The organism is Pusillimonas sp. ANT_WB101, assembly GCF_008369125.1.
Classification (GTDB): domain Bacteria; phylum Pseudomonadota; class Gammaproteobacteria; order Burkholderiales; family Burkholderiaceae_B; genus Allopusillimonas.
The window spans coordinates 374,819-388,625 of record NZ_VOAY01000002.1; the positions used below are offsets into that span (position 1 = coordinate 374,819).

13 protein-coding genes are annotated in these 13,807 nt (G+C 54.0%); 5 read left to right on the plus strand and 8 right to left on the minus strand.

The genetic code is table 11. From position 1 onward, the window contains the following. Positions 1–115: 115 nt before the first annotated feature. Entirely contained in the window at positions 116–1,246 is a 1,131-nt protein-coding gene (locus tag FQ179_RS10675) for an alkene reductase (protein WP_149397284.1), read from the minus strand. A gap of 123 nt (positions 1,247–1,369) precedes the next feature. On the opposite strand from FQ179_RS10675, the gene FQ179_RS10680 reads away from it, so the two are divergent. Next, positions 1,370–2,266: a LysR family transcriptional regulator gene (locus FQ179_RS10680; RefSeq protein ID WP_149397285.1), complete on the plus strand. Its 897-nt coding sequence runs from the start codon at positions 1,370–1,372 to the stop codon at positions 2,264–2,266. On the opposite strand, the gene FQ179_RS10685 is transcribed toward FQ179_RS10680, so the two are convergent. Together FQ179_RS10685 and FQ179_RS10690 are read right to left on the minus strand one after the other, a co-directional pair. Next, positions 2,202–3,641: a heavy metal sensor histidine kinase gene (locus FQ179_RS10685; RefSeq protein ID WP_149397286.1), complete on the minus strand. Its 1,440-nt coding sequence runs from the start codon at positions 3,639–3,641 to the stop codon at positions 2,202–2,204. The genes FQ179_RS10680 and FQ179_RS10685 overlap by 65 nt on opposite strands. Next, positions 3,638–4,309 (minus strand): heavy metal response regulator transcription factor, encoded by a 672-nt coding sequence (locus FQ179_RS10690; RefSeq protein WP_149397287.1) that lies wholly within the window; start codon positions 4,307–4,309, stop codon positions 3,638–3,640. Before FQ179_RS10690 ends, FQ179_RS10685 begins: the two co-directional genes overlap by 4 nt. Before the next feature lie 196 nt (positions 4,310–4,505). Here FQ179_RS10690 and msrP point away from each other — a divergent pair, with 196 nt between their 5' ends. Next, on the plus strand, positions 4,506–5,489 hold the full coding sequence (gene msrP, locus FQ179_RS10695; protein ID WP_149397288.1) for a protein-methionine-sulfoxide reductase catalytic subunit MsrP: 984 nt from the start codon (positions 4,506–4,508) through the stop codon (positions 5,487–5,489). 1 nt (position 5,490) lies between these two features. Beyond that, complete coding sequence (locus tag FQ179_RS10700; protein ID WP_149397289.1) at positions 5,491–6,129, plus strand: sulfite oxidase heme-binding subunit YedZ; 639 nt, start codon at positions 5,491–5,493, stop codon at positions 6,127–6,129. A 123-nt stretch (positions 6,130–6,252) separates the two neighbouring features. Here the strand turns inward: FQ179_RS10700 and FQ179_RS10705 are convergent, their stop codons facing one another. From FQ179_RS10705 to FQ179_RS10715, 3 genes are all read right to left on the minus strand, one after another. Next, entirely contained in the window at positions 6,253–6,993 is a 741-nt protein-coding gene (locus tag FQ179_RS10705) for a sulfite exporter TauE/SafE family protein (protein WP_149397290.1), read from the minus strand. A gap of 196 nt (positions 6,994–7,189) precedes the next feature. Next, the gene (locus FQ179_RS10710; RefSeq protein ID WP_149397291.1) at positions 7,190–7,663 is read right to left on the minus strand and encodes a nuclear transport factor 2 family protein; all 474 of its coding nucleotides are present in this window, start codon (positions 7,661–7,663) and stop codon (positions 7,190–7,192) included. Between the two features lie 225 nt (positions 7,664–7,888). Beyond that, the gene (locus FQ179_RS10715; RefSeq protein WP_149397292.1) at positions 7,889–9,277 is read right to left on the minus strand and encodes an L-serine ammonia-lyase; all 1,389 of its coding nucleotides are present in this window, start codon (positions 9,275–9,277) and stop codon (positions 7,889–7,891) included. A 260-nt stretch (positions 9,278–9,537) separates the two neighbouring features. Here FQ179_RS10715 and FQ179_RS10720 point away from each other — a divergent pair, with 260 nt between their 5' ends. Then, on the plus strand, positions 9,538–10,461 hold the full coding sequence (locus tag FQ179_RS10720; RefSeq protein WP_149397293.1) for a LysR family transcriptional regulator: 924 nt from the start codon (positions 9,538–9,540) through the stop codon (positions 10,459–10,461). Positions 10,462–10,556: 95 nt separating this feature from the next. Here FQ179_RS10720 and dkgB read toward each other — a convergent pair whose 3' ends face one another. Continuing rightward, positions 10,557–11,360, minus strand: a complete 804-nt coding sequence (dkgB, locus tag FQ179_RS10725) for a 2,5-didehydrogluconate reductase DkgB (RefSeq protein ID WP_149397674.1) — start codon at positions 11,358–11,360, stop codon at positions 10,557–10,559. Positions 11,361–11,585: 225 nt separating this feature from the next. Further along, a complete protein-coding gene (locus tag FQ179_RS10730; RefSeq protein WP_149397294.1) occupies positions 11,586–12,791 on the minus strand; it encodes an MFS transporter in 1,206 nt (401 codons plus the stop codon). 99 nt (positions 12,792–12,890) lie between these two features. Here FQ179_RS10730 and FQ179_RS10735 point away from each other — a divergent pair, with 99 nt between their 5' ends. After that, entirely contained in the window at positions 12,891–13,796 is a 906-nt protein-coding gene (locus FQ179_RS10735) for a LysR family transcriptional regulator (protein WP_149397295.1), read from the plus strand. Positions 13,797–13,807 lie beyond the last annotated feature (11 nt).

The window sequence follows — 13,807 nt, forward strand, 5'->3', positions numbered from 1 at the left end:
ACTTTGGGCTTGCATTTTTGGATTACCGTGCGCGTAGCCACATTTGGGGAAACCGGGCTGTTGCACCCGGTTAGCGTTATTCAAGCCTTGACTTAAGCTACCCCTCCCACTTGATTTAAGCTACCCCCGCGATCTGCTGACTGGGGTAGCCTTTGGTTGCATCACCGTAAGCCACCTGCACAGGTCGCAACGCAGGATAATCCACATAACCTGCCGCACCGCCCCCAAAAAATGTTGTGGGATCAGGTGTATTTAGCGGCAAGCCCTTCTGCAAGCGGTATACGAAATCAGGGTTGGCCAGTGCCCAGCGCCCTACCGGCGCCATATCGGCAAGCCCCACTTCAATGTCTTTGGCGATCAGCTCTAGCGGCCGGTTGCCACGATTGACCAGCAGCGCCGTAGGCCAGGCACGGCGGATGTCGCTCAACAACACATCGTTGCCGTTGTGCGCGATGTGCAAATACGCCAGATTCAAGCCCGCGAGCTGGGCCACCAGATAGCGATACTGATCATCGCTTTGATCCCCCTCGTTAATGCCAACAAGCTGCGAACCTGGGGACAGACGGATGCCTGTGCGATCCGCTCCAATCTCGTCGGCGACCGCCGCTGCAACTTCCAACGCAAAACGTGCGCGGTTTTCAATGCTGCCACCATAGGCGTCCGAACGGTGATTAGCATTGGGCGACAGAAACTGCTGGATCAGATAACCGTTGGCACCGTGTATTTCCACACCATCAGCGCCGGCTTCGATCGCTTTTCTGGCAGCCAGGCGGTGATAGTCAATGGTGGCTGCTATCTCTTGGGTTGTTAGCGCGCGCGGCATGGGAATATCCATCATGCCTGCAGCGGTAAATATCTTTGCCTCCGGAAGAATGGCCGACGGGGCAACAGCTTGGCGCCCATGAGGCGTATTGCTTGGATGAGATACCCGCCCTACGTGCATCAGCTGAATGAACAGGTGCCCGCCATTGGCATGGGCGGCGTCAACCACTTGGCGCCAGCCCGCCACATGTGCGTCGGTGTATATGCCAGGGGTAGTGAGGTAACCCTGCCCATCGTCAGACGGCTGGGTTCCTTCTGTAATCAGAAGCCCAAGGGACGCTCGCTGCCCGTAGTACTGGGCGGCCAATGTTCCCGGTGTGCCATCGGCATGCGCTCTGCTGCGTGTCATGGGTGACATCGCCAGACGATGAGCCAGTTTCAAGCGTCCAATGGTCACCGGACTCCATAAGGTATTGACGGTCATAGTGATTCTCCTGAATAGCGTATGTTTGAAGTCGTGCAATGCACTTATCACCACAATATGCCGTTTCATATTCATTGTGAAGACACTATAATTTGCACACACTGTCTTAAAATTGAAACACCCATGGATCTCTCATCGCTGACAGACTTCAATCTGGTTGCCATGCACGAAGGGTTTGGCAAGGCAAGCCGTATCAGTGGGCGATCCAAAGCCACCCTGTCAAGACGGGTAAGAGATCTGGAACAAAGTCTGGGCGTACGCCTTATTGAGCGCGGGTCACATTCGCTGCGTCTTACCGAAGAAGGCCAAACCTTATATGAGCGCACACATGGGCTGTTAGGCGAAATTATCGAGGCTGGCGCCGACGTGGCAGCAGGTATCGCCGAGCCCCGCGGGCTACTGCGCGTAAATGCCCCCGTATTGTTCTCGCACGCCATGTTTGGGCCAGTTGCGGTGGGGTTTATGCAGGCGTACCCCGAAGTGCGGCTCGAAGTTACCGCTGTCGACCGCAATGTTGATCTGATCGAAGATGGCTACGATGTCGTCATCAGGGTAAACCCACGCCCTGATGCCACGCTGGTAGGCCGGTGTTTTGCACGCGATGAGATCGTACTGGTAGCACCCGCGTCGCTGGCACGCCCCTCAAACAAGTCTACCGAGCCTGTAACCGTACCCGCCGTTGCACTGCTTCCTAACGGCGTCACTACAAGCCCATGGCACTTTCACGATGGCGAAACTCTGCGCACCGTCATGCCTGACGTTCGTCTGGGCCTGTCTTCGCTGCTTATGGTCAGAGACGCGGTAATGGCCGGAGCAGGCGCAGCGCTGTTACCACGCTCGCTGCTAAAATCGTTAGGGCCAAACACTGGCCTGGCCGTATGGGGCACGGTGCCAGACCGACCCATAGAGCTGTGGGTATTGCATCATTCTCGCCGGCTTGCCAGCCCCAAGGTCGTCAGGTTTGTGGAGTACCTTTGTGATGCGTTTCCGACGAAGACGCTACAGGAAACCACAGGCTGAACCGCACAAGGCCTTCACTTGAGGCTGACGCTGTTGCGCTGCCACCGTGTATCGTCATAATGGCTTGGACCAACGCCAGCCCCAGCCCATTAGATTCGGTGTACTCGCTGCGCGATTTGTCGCCACGATAAAAGCGGCTGAACATGCGGTTTAATTCTTCTTGTGGCAAAGGAGAGCCTGAATTTTCAACCCACACAGTCGATCCTTGATCATTGGCCTGGGCATATAGCCTTATGGTAGAACCTGAATTTCCATAACGAATAGCGTTGATAACCAGATTATTGACAGCCCTGCGCCACATCACAAGGTTGGCATGGCCTGTGCCACTCGCTATTACCTCGAAATTCATCTCGCGTTCTTGCGCCAAACCTTCAAAATAATCGGCGATTCTATGGAGTTCCTCCGAAAGCACCAGTGGAGCGCACTCAACAGCCGTGAAATCCTGATCAGTTCGGGAAAGAAATAGTATGTTCTCGACGATGTGCGCCAAACGCGTAAATTCTTCCAGGTTTGATTCCAGCAACTGCTCATATTCGTCGGGGGTTCGTGATTTGCCTAGCGCTACCTGAGTCTGACCCATTAATACATTGATCGGCGTTCGTATTTCATGCGAAAGATCTGCCGAAAACTGCGACAAATGCTCATAGCCTGCCTGCAGACGATCCAGCATGGCGTTGAAAGCGAGAACAAGCCGGTGCAGTTCCGAAGGCGCATCGTCATCAGGCAAACGCGCAGATAGATTGGCTGGCGAGATCTCCGCAGCGCGATTGCTCATGATCGTTAAGGGTTCCAGACCTCGTCTGAGTAGTATGAAGCCCAACAGTGTGGTTAACAGAACAGCCAGCGCAATGGCTGCAATGACGCGCAGCCGATATGCGGCGAGCATCATCTCTTCCTGCACCATTACATAGGCGGCAGTAATCTCTACGGTGCCCCCACCCTGCCCAATCTCGGCAAGTGCCGATACCCAACGTACTCGGATACCGTCAGGTCGTTCGCCCGCATACAGCGCACTATGGGTCAATGGTTTTTCGATCGGAACGGGTACCATCTTGGGCGGCTTCATCCCATCGGGGTTGACATTAATAAATGGGGGTTCGCCTGCTCGCCTGAAAATACGCACATCCTGCTCATTGCCCAACATGCCTTCAAAAATAGCGGGCCTGGCCTCCATCTGTATGACGTTATACAAGTCATGCAGCAGATTACGAAAACGCTCGACCCGAGCAATAAGCGTGTAGTCTGCCCGCTCCTCCATTGCCTGTTTGGCCGACGAATATAAATACAAACCAAGCCCCGACACTACCAGGCATGAAATGAGCGCGAACGACAGCGTCACGCGTACGGTGAGAGAACGTAGCGGCCTGTATTTCAAGGCTGCTCCGTAAACATATAACCTATGCTGCGAACGGTATGAATCAGCTTTTTCTCGAAAGGTGCGTCGATCTTGGCGCGCAAGCGTTTAATGGCGACATCCACCACATTGGTATCACTATCGAAGTTCATATCCCATACTTGGGACGCGATCACCGCGCGCGACAGAGCCTCACCCTGCCTCTTTACCAACAGATGCAGAAGCATGAATTCTTTGTTGGTCAGAACAATATTGACGCCCTGACGCGTCACCTTACGACGCAAGGGATCAAGCTGAAGGTCTGCCAGCTGAAAGGTTTCTGACTCGCGCACCACACCGCGTCGCAGCAAGGTGCGCACACGCAGAAGCAATTCAGTAAATGAAAACGGTTTGACGAGATAATCATCGGCACCAAGCCGCAGACCTGTTATGCGATCATCAACGTGATCGCGCGCCGTTAGAAAGATTACCGGCACATCGCACTGTTGGCGCAGCTCGTTCATGACCTGCCAGCCGTCTTTGCCTGGCAGCATGACATCAAGAATTAAGAGATCGTAATCGTGCTCAAGCGCCATATATAAGCCATCGATGCCGTTGCGGGCTAGATCGACGGCATAGCCGGACTCGGACAGCCCCTTCTTGAGGTAGTCTCCGGTTTTTACGTCGTCTTCAATGACGAGGATAGTCACTATGGTTTCCAGGATGGTATTGAACACATCTTAGCAAGATGTCGCGCCTGATTCATGACAAAACTGTCATCAAACCGTCATTAAACGGTCAGCACCTTTTAGCTAATGTGGACTCCTGCGCAACGGTGATAGCAAGATGTTCTGGTGCTATTTGCCACTTTTTGCAAGCAATGCATCCCACACAGGAGTCCCGCACATGTCGCGAATAAAACAGCCTTACATCCCGCCTTCCGAGATCACCTCTGAGCACATCTGGCAATCACGGCGCACATGGTTAAAGAGAGCGGGCGCCGGCGCTATCGCGTTAGGAGCCACCGGCGTCTCGGGTAGCGCCATGCTGTTACATAGCAGCGCTGCACTAGGCGGCCAGGAGAAGGGCCGTTTATCTGGCACGCCCAATTCTGACTACTGGCTGGAGAACAAGCTTACGTCCGAGAAGGATGTCACTACATACAATAACTTTTACGAGTTCGGGACGGATAAATCCGCCCCTTCACAATACGCACAAAAACTGGAAACCCGGCCCTGGAAGATTGAGATTGAAGGAGAAGTTGAAAAGCCGAGCAGTTTTGACATCGATGACTTGCTCAAGCTCGCGAGCATCGAAGAGCGCGTGTACCGATTGCGGTGTGTAGAAGCGTGGTCCATGGTTATTCCGTGGAGCGGCTATTCACTGTCAACGCTACTAAGCCAGGTTCGACCTACCAGCAAGGCAAAGTACGTGCAGTTTGTTTCTGACGTGCAACCAGAAAACATGCCCGGGTTGCGCAGTCGGATCATCGACTGGCCGTATGTGGAAGCATTGCGTATTGACGAGGCAATGCACCCGCTGGTCATGCTTGTTTTTGGCGTCTATGGGAAACTGCTTCCCAACCAGAATGGTGCCCCCATGCGCGTAGCCATTCCCTGGAAGTACGGCTTTAAGTCGGGCAAGTCTATCGTCAAGATCCGCTTGCTGGAAAAACTTCCCGAAACCAGTTGGGTAAAGATAGCGCCCAGAGAGTACGGTTTCTATGCCAACGTCAACCCTTCAGTTCCCCATCCGCGCTGGAGTCAGGCCACCGAGCGGCGCATCGGCGATGGCATTTTCTCGCCGCGCGTGGACACCCTTATGTTTAACGGATACGGCGAGCAAGTGGCTGATCTTTATTCTGGCATGGATTTAAAGAGGTACTACTAGAATGGCGTCATCAACGATGTTTGTGACTGGCCCGCGCAAATGGACCGCCAACGAGGTGGCACGCGTTAAGCCTCTGATTTTTTTGATCGCCCTTTATCCCTTGCTGAGCTGGATCTATCTGGGGCTGTCCGAGGGCCTGGGGGCCAACCCTCCCGAATTTCTGATTCGATCCTCGGGTATCTGGGCGTTGGTAGCGCTTGGGCTCACTCTCTGCATTACGCCTTTGCGTCGACTTATTGGCCAGCCTGTACTCGTACGTTTTCGTCGCATGCTTGGGCTATTTGCGTTTTTTTATACATTTTTACATGTGCTTGGCTGGGCCTTCTGGGAACGTGGCGCATCGTTGGCGCTCATGTGGCAAGACGTGGTCGACCGCACGTTTATCACAATAGGCATGCTGGCCTTTGTGCCCATGGCTGCCTTGGCGCTAACGTCAACCCATGGCTGGATGAGGCGTTTAGGGAGTTCTTGGCAGACTTTACATCGCAGCGTCTATGCGATTGCTGCCCTGTCGATCTGGCACTTCTGGCTGGTTCGCTCAGGCAAGAATGATTTTCTTGAACCTTATGTGTATGGCGGTATTCTGGCATTTTTGTTACTGGCAAGATTAGGCCATTTTCTTCGCAACCGACGCCGATAGCCGTCATCACCATTATGTTCTCCGCAACCGGCGCCATTAGCCTTCGTCTTCACCGTTGTCATCCTTATTGCGCTACCAAGAATACACACCATTTTTGATCAGACTTTTTTACCGTATAACCCGCTAGATAACCAAATAAACACCTATGACAATTAAGCTTGTTAAAAAGCAGAGACGAAACGTTTTTGGTGAAAGTGATTTGCGCAAAGATTGGCCGATATACATACCGAGCAAAGCAGGAATGAGCATTACCAGCGATGCGCCAACCGCTCCGGCTGAATAACTGTCGTTAATCCACAAACCTACCGCTAATGCCACGGTAGAGACAGTAAATGAAATACCCATAGTCTGAACCAGCTTATCGCGATCAAGACCTAACGCCTGCAAATAAGGCACTGCGGGTACAACAAATACCCCAGTGCCTGCGGTAATTGCGCCTGTGAATACGCCTATTACTGAGCCGAGCCATTTTTCTGAGCGGGCCGGTACGCTCAATTGTGTGCCAAACAGCGTCCATCCGCTATAAATAATAAGAGCCGCACCTAGCGCCACGGACGCCGATCTACCCGTCGGGGCTCCCAAAACCAATGTACCCACTAAAGTACCAATCGCGATACCTAGCTGCATTCGACCGACTCTGCGAAGCAAAGGCACCAGGGAACGCAAAGGCCCTGCTTGCCAAAGGTTAGTGACTAATGACGGAATAATAAGCAAGGCGGCGGCTTCTGCCGGATCCATAAACAGTACCAATAACGCCATCGAGAACGTAGGCAAACCCATGCCGACGACCCCTTTTATCAAGCCCGCCAGCACAAAGACGATCGCAATCAGTAAAAAAGATTCCGGGAAAAACTGTGAAAACATTTTGGAGCACCCTGATCTTTATGCATAGCCAAACAGAAAAGACAGCCTCAGGCAGTGCCTGAGTGGCCTCGTGCTATGACTTTTTTATTCGCTTTGACCTGATCGATCTACGCCTCTTACCCAAGATCAACCGAAGAGCACGTCCGCAAAGGTGGGGAGCGCATCGCTGCGCTAATTTACGACACACGGCATGGTGTCAGAGGCCCAGATCGCTTAGGCTAGGATGATCGGCAGGACGAGGGCCACTCCTGTCCCAATGAAATTTGCGATCAGTTTCTTTGATCGGAAGATCATTAATGCAGGCATGTCTGACCTCCATCAGCCCAGCCGCATCGAACTGCCAGTTTTCGTTGCCATAAGAGCGGAACCACTGGCCGCTGTCGTCATGCCACTCATATGCAAATCGAACGGCAATTTTGTTATCGTTGAACGCCCATAATTCCTTAATGAGTCGATAATCCAGCTCGCGCGTCCACTTACGCGTAAGAAAGCCGACGATTTCGGCACGACCGACTACAAATTCACTGCGGTTACGCCAACGGCTATCCGGCGTATACGCGAGCGAAACGCGCTCAGGATTGCAGGTATTCCAGCCATCTTCAGCACGGCGCACCTTCTGGATTGAGGTCTCGCGGGTAAAAGGTGGAAAAGGGGGACGGGGTTCTGGCATAGACATATCTCGATTAAGTTTTACGTTGATCGGTACAAGAAGTCATACCTTGTGTTGATCAGAGCAGAAAGCCAAACTGTGGACGCTACAGATTACACCTATGGCCATCGATCCCACATTTAATATGCGGTGCATATATAGCCTAAGCAGTGCTGATGGCACACGCATACTAGTGAGCGCGCAAGATTTGCCGCAAGCCCATCACCGCCATCTAAGCCGCACACATCAACATTCAACAATATTCACGGCCAGCCCACCACGCGCGGTTTCCTTGTATTTGTTGTTCATGTCGGCACCGGTTTCGCGCATCGTCTTGATGACCTGGTCCAGGCTGACATGGTGCACACCATCGCCCTGCAACGCCATCCGTGCGGCGTTTATGGCCTTGACTGAGGCGATGGCATTGCGTTCTATACACGGAATCTGCACCAAGCCACCCACCGGGTCACAGGTGAGTCCCAGATGGTGTTCCATGCCTATTTCGGCGGCGTTCTCGACTTGAGCGGGTGAGCCGCCCAGCACCGCGCACAATGCACCCGCCGCCATCGAGCAAGCCACACCAACTTCGCCCTGACAACCGACTTCGGCGCCGCTGATTGAAGCATTCTCTTTATACAGAATGCCAATGGCACCCGCCGTCAGCAGAAAATCAATGACACCTTGCTCGTTGGCCCCTGCAATAGCATTCACGTAGTAATGTAATACGGCAGGGATAATGCCGGCCGCACCGTTAGTCGGAGCAGTCACCACACGGCCACCTGCGGCGTTTTCTTCGTTGACGGCCAAGGCCCACACGTTGACCCAATCCAACATGCGCATCGGGTCTTCGGGTGTGCGAACAAAAGCCCCCAGGCGCTGCACCCATTCTGCTGCGCGTCGCCGCACCTTGAAGCCACCGGGTAAAACACCCTGGGTACGACAGCCACGTTGCACGCAAGCCTGCATGACGGCCCAGATTTTCAAGAGGTCAGCGTCGATTGCTTCATCAGTGCGCCAATAATGCTCATTGCGACGCATCAGTTCTGCAATACTGATCCTATGCTCTTGGGTTAATTGCAGCATCTCGTCGGCATGATGAAACGTGAAGGGCAAAATGCTCATATCAGGCGCGATAATTTTCTGCTTGGCGTCATCGGCCGCCACCGCATCACTGACGATAAACCCCCCACCCACGGAATAGTACGTCGCCTCATGCAACAGAGCGCCGTCCTGATCAAACGCCGCACATTTCATGCCATTGACATGAAATGGTAGTGACTCAAAGGGATAAAAGACGATGTCTTTTGCTTCGTCGAAGCCAATGTCACGAACGTTACCCAGGCGAATCGAAGCAGTGCTACGGATGGCCTGCAAAACGGCAGGAATCTGATCCACGTATACGGTATCGGGAGCATGGCCGGCAAGGCCCAACAAAATCGCCTTGTCGCTGCCATGGCCCCTACCCGTTGCGGCAAGTGAGCCGTATAGCGCCACGTGTATGCGTGCTGTCTGAGCCATTTTGTCATGATGCTGCAACGCCCGCGTAAATTGTCTGGCCGCGCGCATAGGCCCGACGGTATGTGAACTTGAGGGACCGATTCCAACCTTGAAGAGGTCAAATACACTAATGGCCATCGTCCGTTCTCCTTGCAGCGCAATCTTCGCCACACTTACGCGATTTCTGAATGTTGAAAGCTGAGCGCTAAGCGCTGGCTGCTGATTGCTGGCTGCTGATTGCTGGCTACTTAGTGCTGGCTACTGAGCACTGAGCACTGAGCACTGAGCACTGAGCACTGATATCCATGGTAAAAACATAGTATCGTTACGTCTATTGATATATTTTTTATATATCCATTAAAAAATCTAATTATTTTGATTAGGGCTGAATATAGACCATGGATATCAGCCGTCTGCTGACTCTGCGCGAACTAGCCCGCTGCGGCACCATGGCGGCCGCCGCTGAATCATTGCACTTAACGCCTTCGGCAGTATCACAGCAGATCACACAGCTTGAATGCAGCCTGGATACGCCACTAACTGAAAGACGTGGGCGCGGAGTTGCTCTGACTCCCGCTGGTGACGCGCTCGTTCGCCACACCGAGCGCATCATGGTCATACTGGATGAGGCCAGGTCTGAACTGGCTCAGTTACGCAGCGACATTGCCGGGCAACTGCGGATTGCAGCCTTCCCTTCACTCGCCGTTGCAATTCTGGCGGACACAGTGCAAGCCTTGCAGGCTGCCTATCCGCGCCTGCAGATCGTAGTGCAAGAAATGGAACCACAAGAAGGGCTGACGGCGTTAAGTGCCTGGCGCACCGACGTTGCGGTCATTGACGACCTGGCTGCCGATCCCGGCGTGCATCATGATGCGTATGACCTGGTTCCCCTGGCTGAAGACGTATTGCATATTTTGCTACCGGTCGATCATCCATTGGCCAACCGCTCCTCGCTACAAATATCAGAACTACGGGAAGCTGCCTGGGCGTTGGACTCAACGTCCAGTTCGTTTGGTGAATTCATTGCTAATTTATGTCGGCGCGCTGGGTTTGAGCCACGGATCAATGCACATTGCACGGGCTTTGAAATGGTGGCCGCTATGGTTGCTTCGGGCTGCTCGATTTCGATTGCATCGGGACTGCGCCTAATTAAGCCTCTCGACGGGGTTAAAGCTGTGCCACTACGCCCTGAAATCCATCGGCGTATTCTGCTCGCCTACCGCAAGGCAGACCGCTGCCATCCCGCCCTTCAGGCATTCTTGACAGAGATAAAACGTAACGCCAGCCGCACACTAGCAGCCAAGCCAACACAAGAACATTGAGACTGCTTAAAGGTCCACCAAACCATAAACTCACAGCGTGGTGAACCGGACGTAAAAACCCCTCAAAGGTCACACATTTAACAACTACCGCACTATCAATCCCATTCTGGCGCGATGCCTTCCGGACTGGCCTGTCTCTCGCCGCGATCAAGAGTTGCTATGCGGGCCATGTCTTCATCTGTCAGCACAATATTCACCGCGTTAAGATTGCTTTGCAGGTTTTCACGGCGCGTCGACGACGGAATCACCGCATAGCCTTGCTGCAATGCCCAAGCCAGGGCGATCTGCGCTGGGGTAGCACCATGCGCCGTGGCAATTTCGCCAAGCAACGGGTCATTGAGAACACCACCATAAGCCAGGGTCATGTATGAAGTCAGATGTATACCCTGTTCACGCGCGAAAACTGCCAATTTGCGGTTTTGCAGATAAGGGCTGATTTCCACCTGATTGGTGGTGATATTCTCACGTCCTACTACCGCAATGGCTTCAGCCAGCAGAGAAGTCGTGAAATTTGAGACGCCGATTTGGCTGGTAAGCCCATCTGTCTGGGCTTCGCGCAGCGCATCTAACGTCTCTTTCAGCGGCACAGCACCGCCGGGCGACGGCCAATGGATTAAGGTCAGATCTACGTGGTCGGTGCGCAGCTTTTCCAAACTTTGACGCAAGCTTGGTATCAACGTGGATGCAGACATATTCTCGATCCAGATCTTGGTAGTAAGGAATAGCTCGCTACGCGGTACACCAGACTCAGCGATAGCCTGACCAATATCGGCCTCGTTGCCGTAGATCTGGGCAGTGTCGATAACACGATAGCCCACGTCCAGTGCATTGCGCACTGAACCAATGACGGTCTGACCTTGAAGGCGGAAGGTGCCAAGTCCAAAGGCGGGGATGTTCATAATAATTCTCCGTGGTTTGATAAAAAGGTAATAAGCGAAACAGGTGCTAGCCATACGTAAAGGTGGCAAGCAGTCGATCTGAAGTCGTTGTCGTTGAGTTGCAGGCATCGGTGCTGCTGCAATCTATCGACAAACCAACCTGTATTGAAATAGCTTTTTGATGCAACACGCCGGCCAGGTTAGTTGCGCTTGCACGCACAGCCGTGTGTTGCTGTTTTTATAAGGTCATGCTTGCACGGCGTGCGACATGGCGGCGGCATCCGCCCCCTCGCTGTCTCGGCGATCCAGACGGCCACTCCATGCCGTAAGCAGTAGCGCACCCAGTACCACGAGCGCACCCACCCAGGCGGTATGGATAAGGCCGAATCGTTCCACGATCAGGCCACCGGCCCAGGCGCCTCCGGCGATGCCAAGGTTGAAGGCGGCGATGTTCAAACCCGACGCCACGTCAGCGGCTTGGGGCGTAAATCGCTGTGCTTGTTTGACCACATAAACCTGCAAGCCTGGCACATTGCCGAAGGCAACCGCCCCCCACACCAGCACCGTGGCCAGCATCAACCACTTGTTTGTTGCGGTAAAGGTCAGTACCAGCAACACCACCGCCAGCAACGCGAAGATCAGCTTGAGTGCCGGGATCGCCCCGTGGCGGTCGGCCAGTTTGCCGCCCCACAGGTTGCCAGCCGCCACCGATATACCGTAAACCAGCATCACCGCACTGACTGCACTGGCAGAAAAGCCCGTAACATGTTCCAGCATAGGCGCCAGAAAGGTAAACGCGATAAACGAGCCACCGTAGCCGACCGCGGTCATGGCATAGACCAGAAGCAGGCGCGGTTGCGCCAGAACGCCGAGCTGTTGGCGCACTGTTGCAGGCTTGCTGTGTGGCACGCTCTTGGGCACAAATAGCAGGCTACCGAAGAAAGCCACCACACCCAGTGCAGAAACAGCCAGAAATGTCTCGCGCCAGCCAAAGTGCTGTCCTATCAGGGTACCCAGCGGCACACCCGTTACCAGCGCTACGGTAAGGCCGGTGAACATAATGGCAATTGCGCTGGCAGCCTTCTCTTTCGGAACCACGCTGGCGGCAATAATGGAGCCAATCGAAAAGAAAACCCCATGTGCCAACCCAGTCAGGATGCGCGCAACGATCAGGGTTTCGTAGCCAGGTGCCTTCCACGCGACCAGATTGCCAAGCGTAAACAACGCCATCAACGCGAGCAGCAGCGCTTTGCGTGGCACCTTGCCAGTCAAGGCTGTCAGCAGTGGTGCACCCACGGCCACGCCCAATGCATACAGTGAAACCAGCAAGCCTGCGGCCGGCAGGCTCACGCTAAGGTCGGTGGCAATAGTAGGAATCAGGCCAACGATTACGAATTCAGTCGTCCCGATGGCAAAGGCACTAATGGTAAGTGCCAACAAGGCAATAGGCATGATGATGTCCAGCAATAATCAAAGGACACTCAGTTTCGCCGTTTCACTCTGTTGGAAAAAGACTATTATCCACAAATTATTTTTGCCTTTAGGTAAACAATGAAAATTACTCTGGACGAATTGCAGGTATTGATAACGGTGGTAGACACCGGCGCGTTATCTCGCGCAGCCGAACAGCTGGGGCTGGCGGTGTCGGCAGTCAGTCGCACCCTGAGCCGACTGGAGAGCAAGCTGCAAACAACACTGCTGCGCAGAACAACCAGAAGGCTGGAACTCACCGAGGAAGGCAGCGCTTTTCTTGAGCAGGCTCGTCAAATCATTGAGGCGGTCAGCAACGCCGAAGAACAAATGGCCACACGCCGTGAGTCGCCTGCCGGACGCCTTCGCATAGACGCCGCATCACCCTTTATGCTGCATGCGGTGGTACCACTGGTTGCAGGCTATCGCGCGCGCTACCCGCACGTACAGCTTGAGCTCAACAGCAACGACGGGTTGATCGACTTGCTCGAATATCGCACTGACGTGGCCATTCGCATTGGCCGCCTCAAAGACTCGACGCTACACGCTCGCCCTATTGGTAGCAGTCGCCTGCGAGTGATGGCTGCACCGGCCTACCTGGAGCGGCACGGGAGGCCCAGGCAAATTGCCGATCTGGCCAAACACCAATTGCTTGGTTTTACCCGACCCTCAACACTTAACGAATGGCCACTGCCCGACCGTGACGACATGCCTTTGCAAATTACGCCCAGCCTGGCGGCCTCCAGCGGCGAAACCTTGCGGCAATTAGCACTTGAAGGGGCCGGTATTGTCTGTCTGTCCGACTTCATGACGCACCGTGACCTTGCCGCCGGACGGTTGGTTCAGCTGTTTCGCAGCCGTACGCTGGATATACGTCAGCCCATCAACGCCGTGTACTACCGCAACACAGCGCTGACGGCACGTATCGCCTCTTTCGTTAACTATCTAGCCGAACACTGGGACGCGAATACCGGTGGTTGCGAGTAAGGCGCCAGTCT

Coding starts and splice junctions, on each gene's coding strand:
- FQ179_RS10680 (WP_149397285.1), top strand. CDS start 1,370: ATGGATCTCTCATCGCTGACAGACTTCAATCTGGTTGCCATGCACGAA.
- FQ179_RS10720 (WP_149397293.1), top strand. CDS start 9,538: ATGGATATCAGCCGTCTGCTGACTCTGCGCGAACTAGCCCGCTGCGGC.
- FQ179_RS10705 (WP_149397290.1), bottom strand. CDS start 6,993: ATGTTTTCACAGTTTTTCCCGGAATCTTTTTTACTGATTGCGATCGTC.
- FQ179_RS10735 (WP_149397295.1), top strand. CDS start 12,891: ATGAAAATTACTCTGGACGAATTGCAGGTATTGATAACGGTGGTAGAC.
- FQ179_RS10730 (WP_149397294.1), bottom strand. CDS start 12,791: ATGCCTATTGCCTTGTTGGCACTTACCATTAGTGCCTTTGCCATCGGG.
- msrP (WP_149397288.1), top strand. CDS start 4,506: ATGTCGCGAATAAAACAGCCTTACATCCCGCCTTCCGAGATCACCTCT.
- FQ179_RS10715 (WP_149397292.1), bottom strand. CDS start 9,277: ATGGCCATTAGTGTATTTGACCTCTTCAAGGTTGGAATCGGTCCCTCA.
- FQ179_RS10675 (WP_149397284.1), bottom strand. CDS start 1,246: ATGACCGTCAATACCTTATGGAGTCCGGTGACCATTGGACGCTTGAAA.
- dkgB (WP_149397674.1), bottom strand. CDS start 11,360: ATGAACATCCCCGCCTTTGGACTTGGCACCTTCCGCCTTCAAGGTCAG.
- FQ179_RS10710 (WP_149397291.1), bottom strand. CDS start 7,663: ATGCCAGAACCCCGTCCCCCTTTTCCACCTTTTACCCGCGAGACCTCA.
- FQ179_RS10700 (WP_149397289.1), top strand. CDS start 5,491: ATGGCGTCATCAACGATGTTTGTGACTGGCCCGCGCAAATGGACCGCC.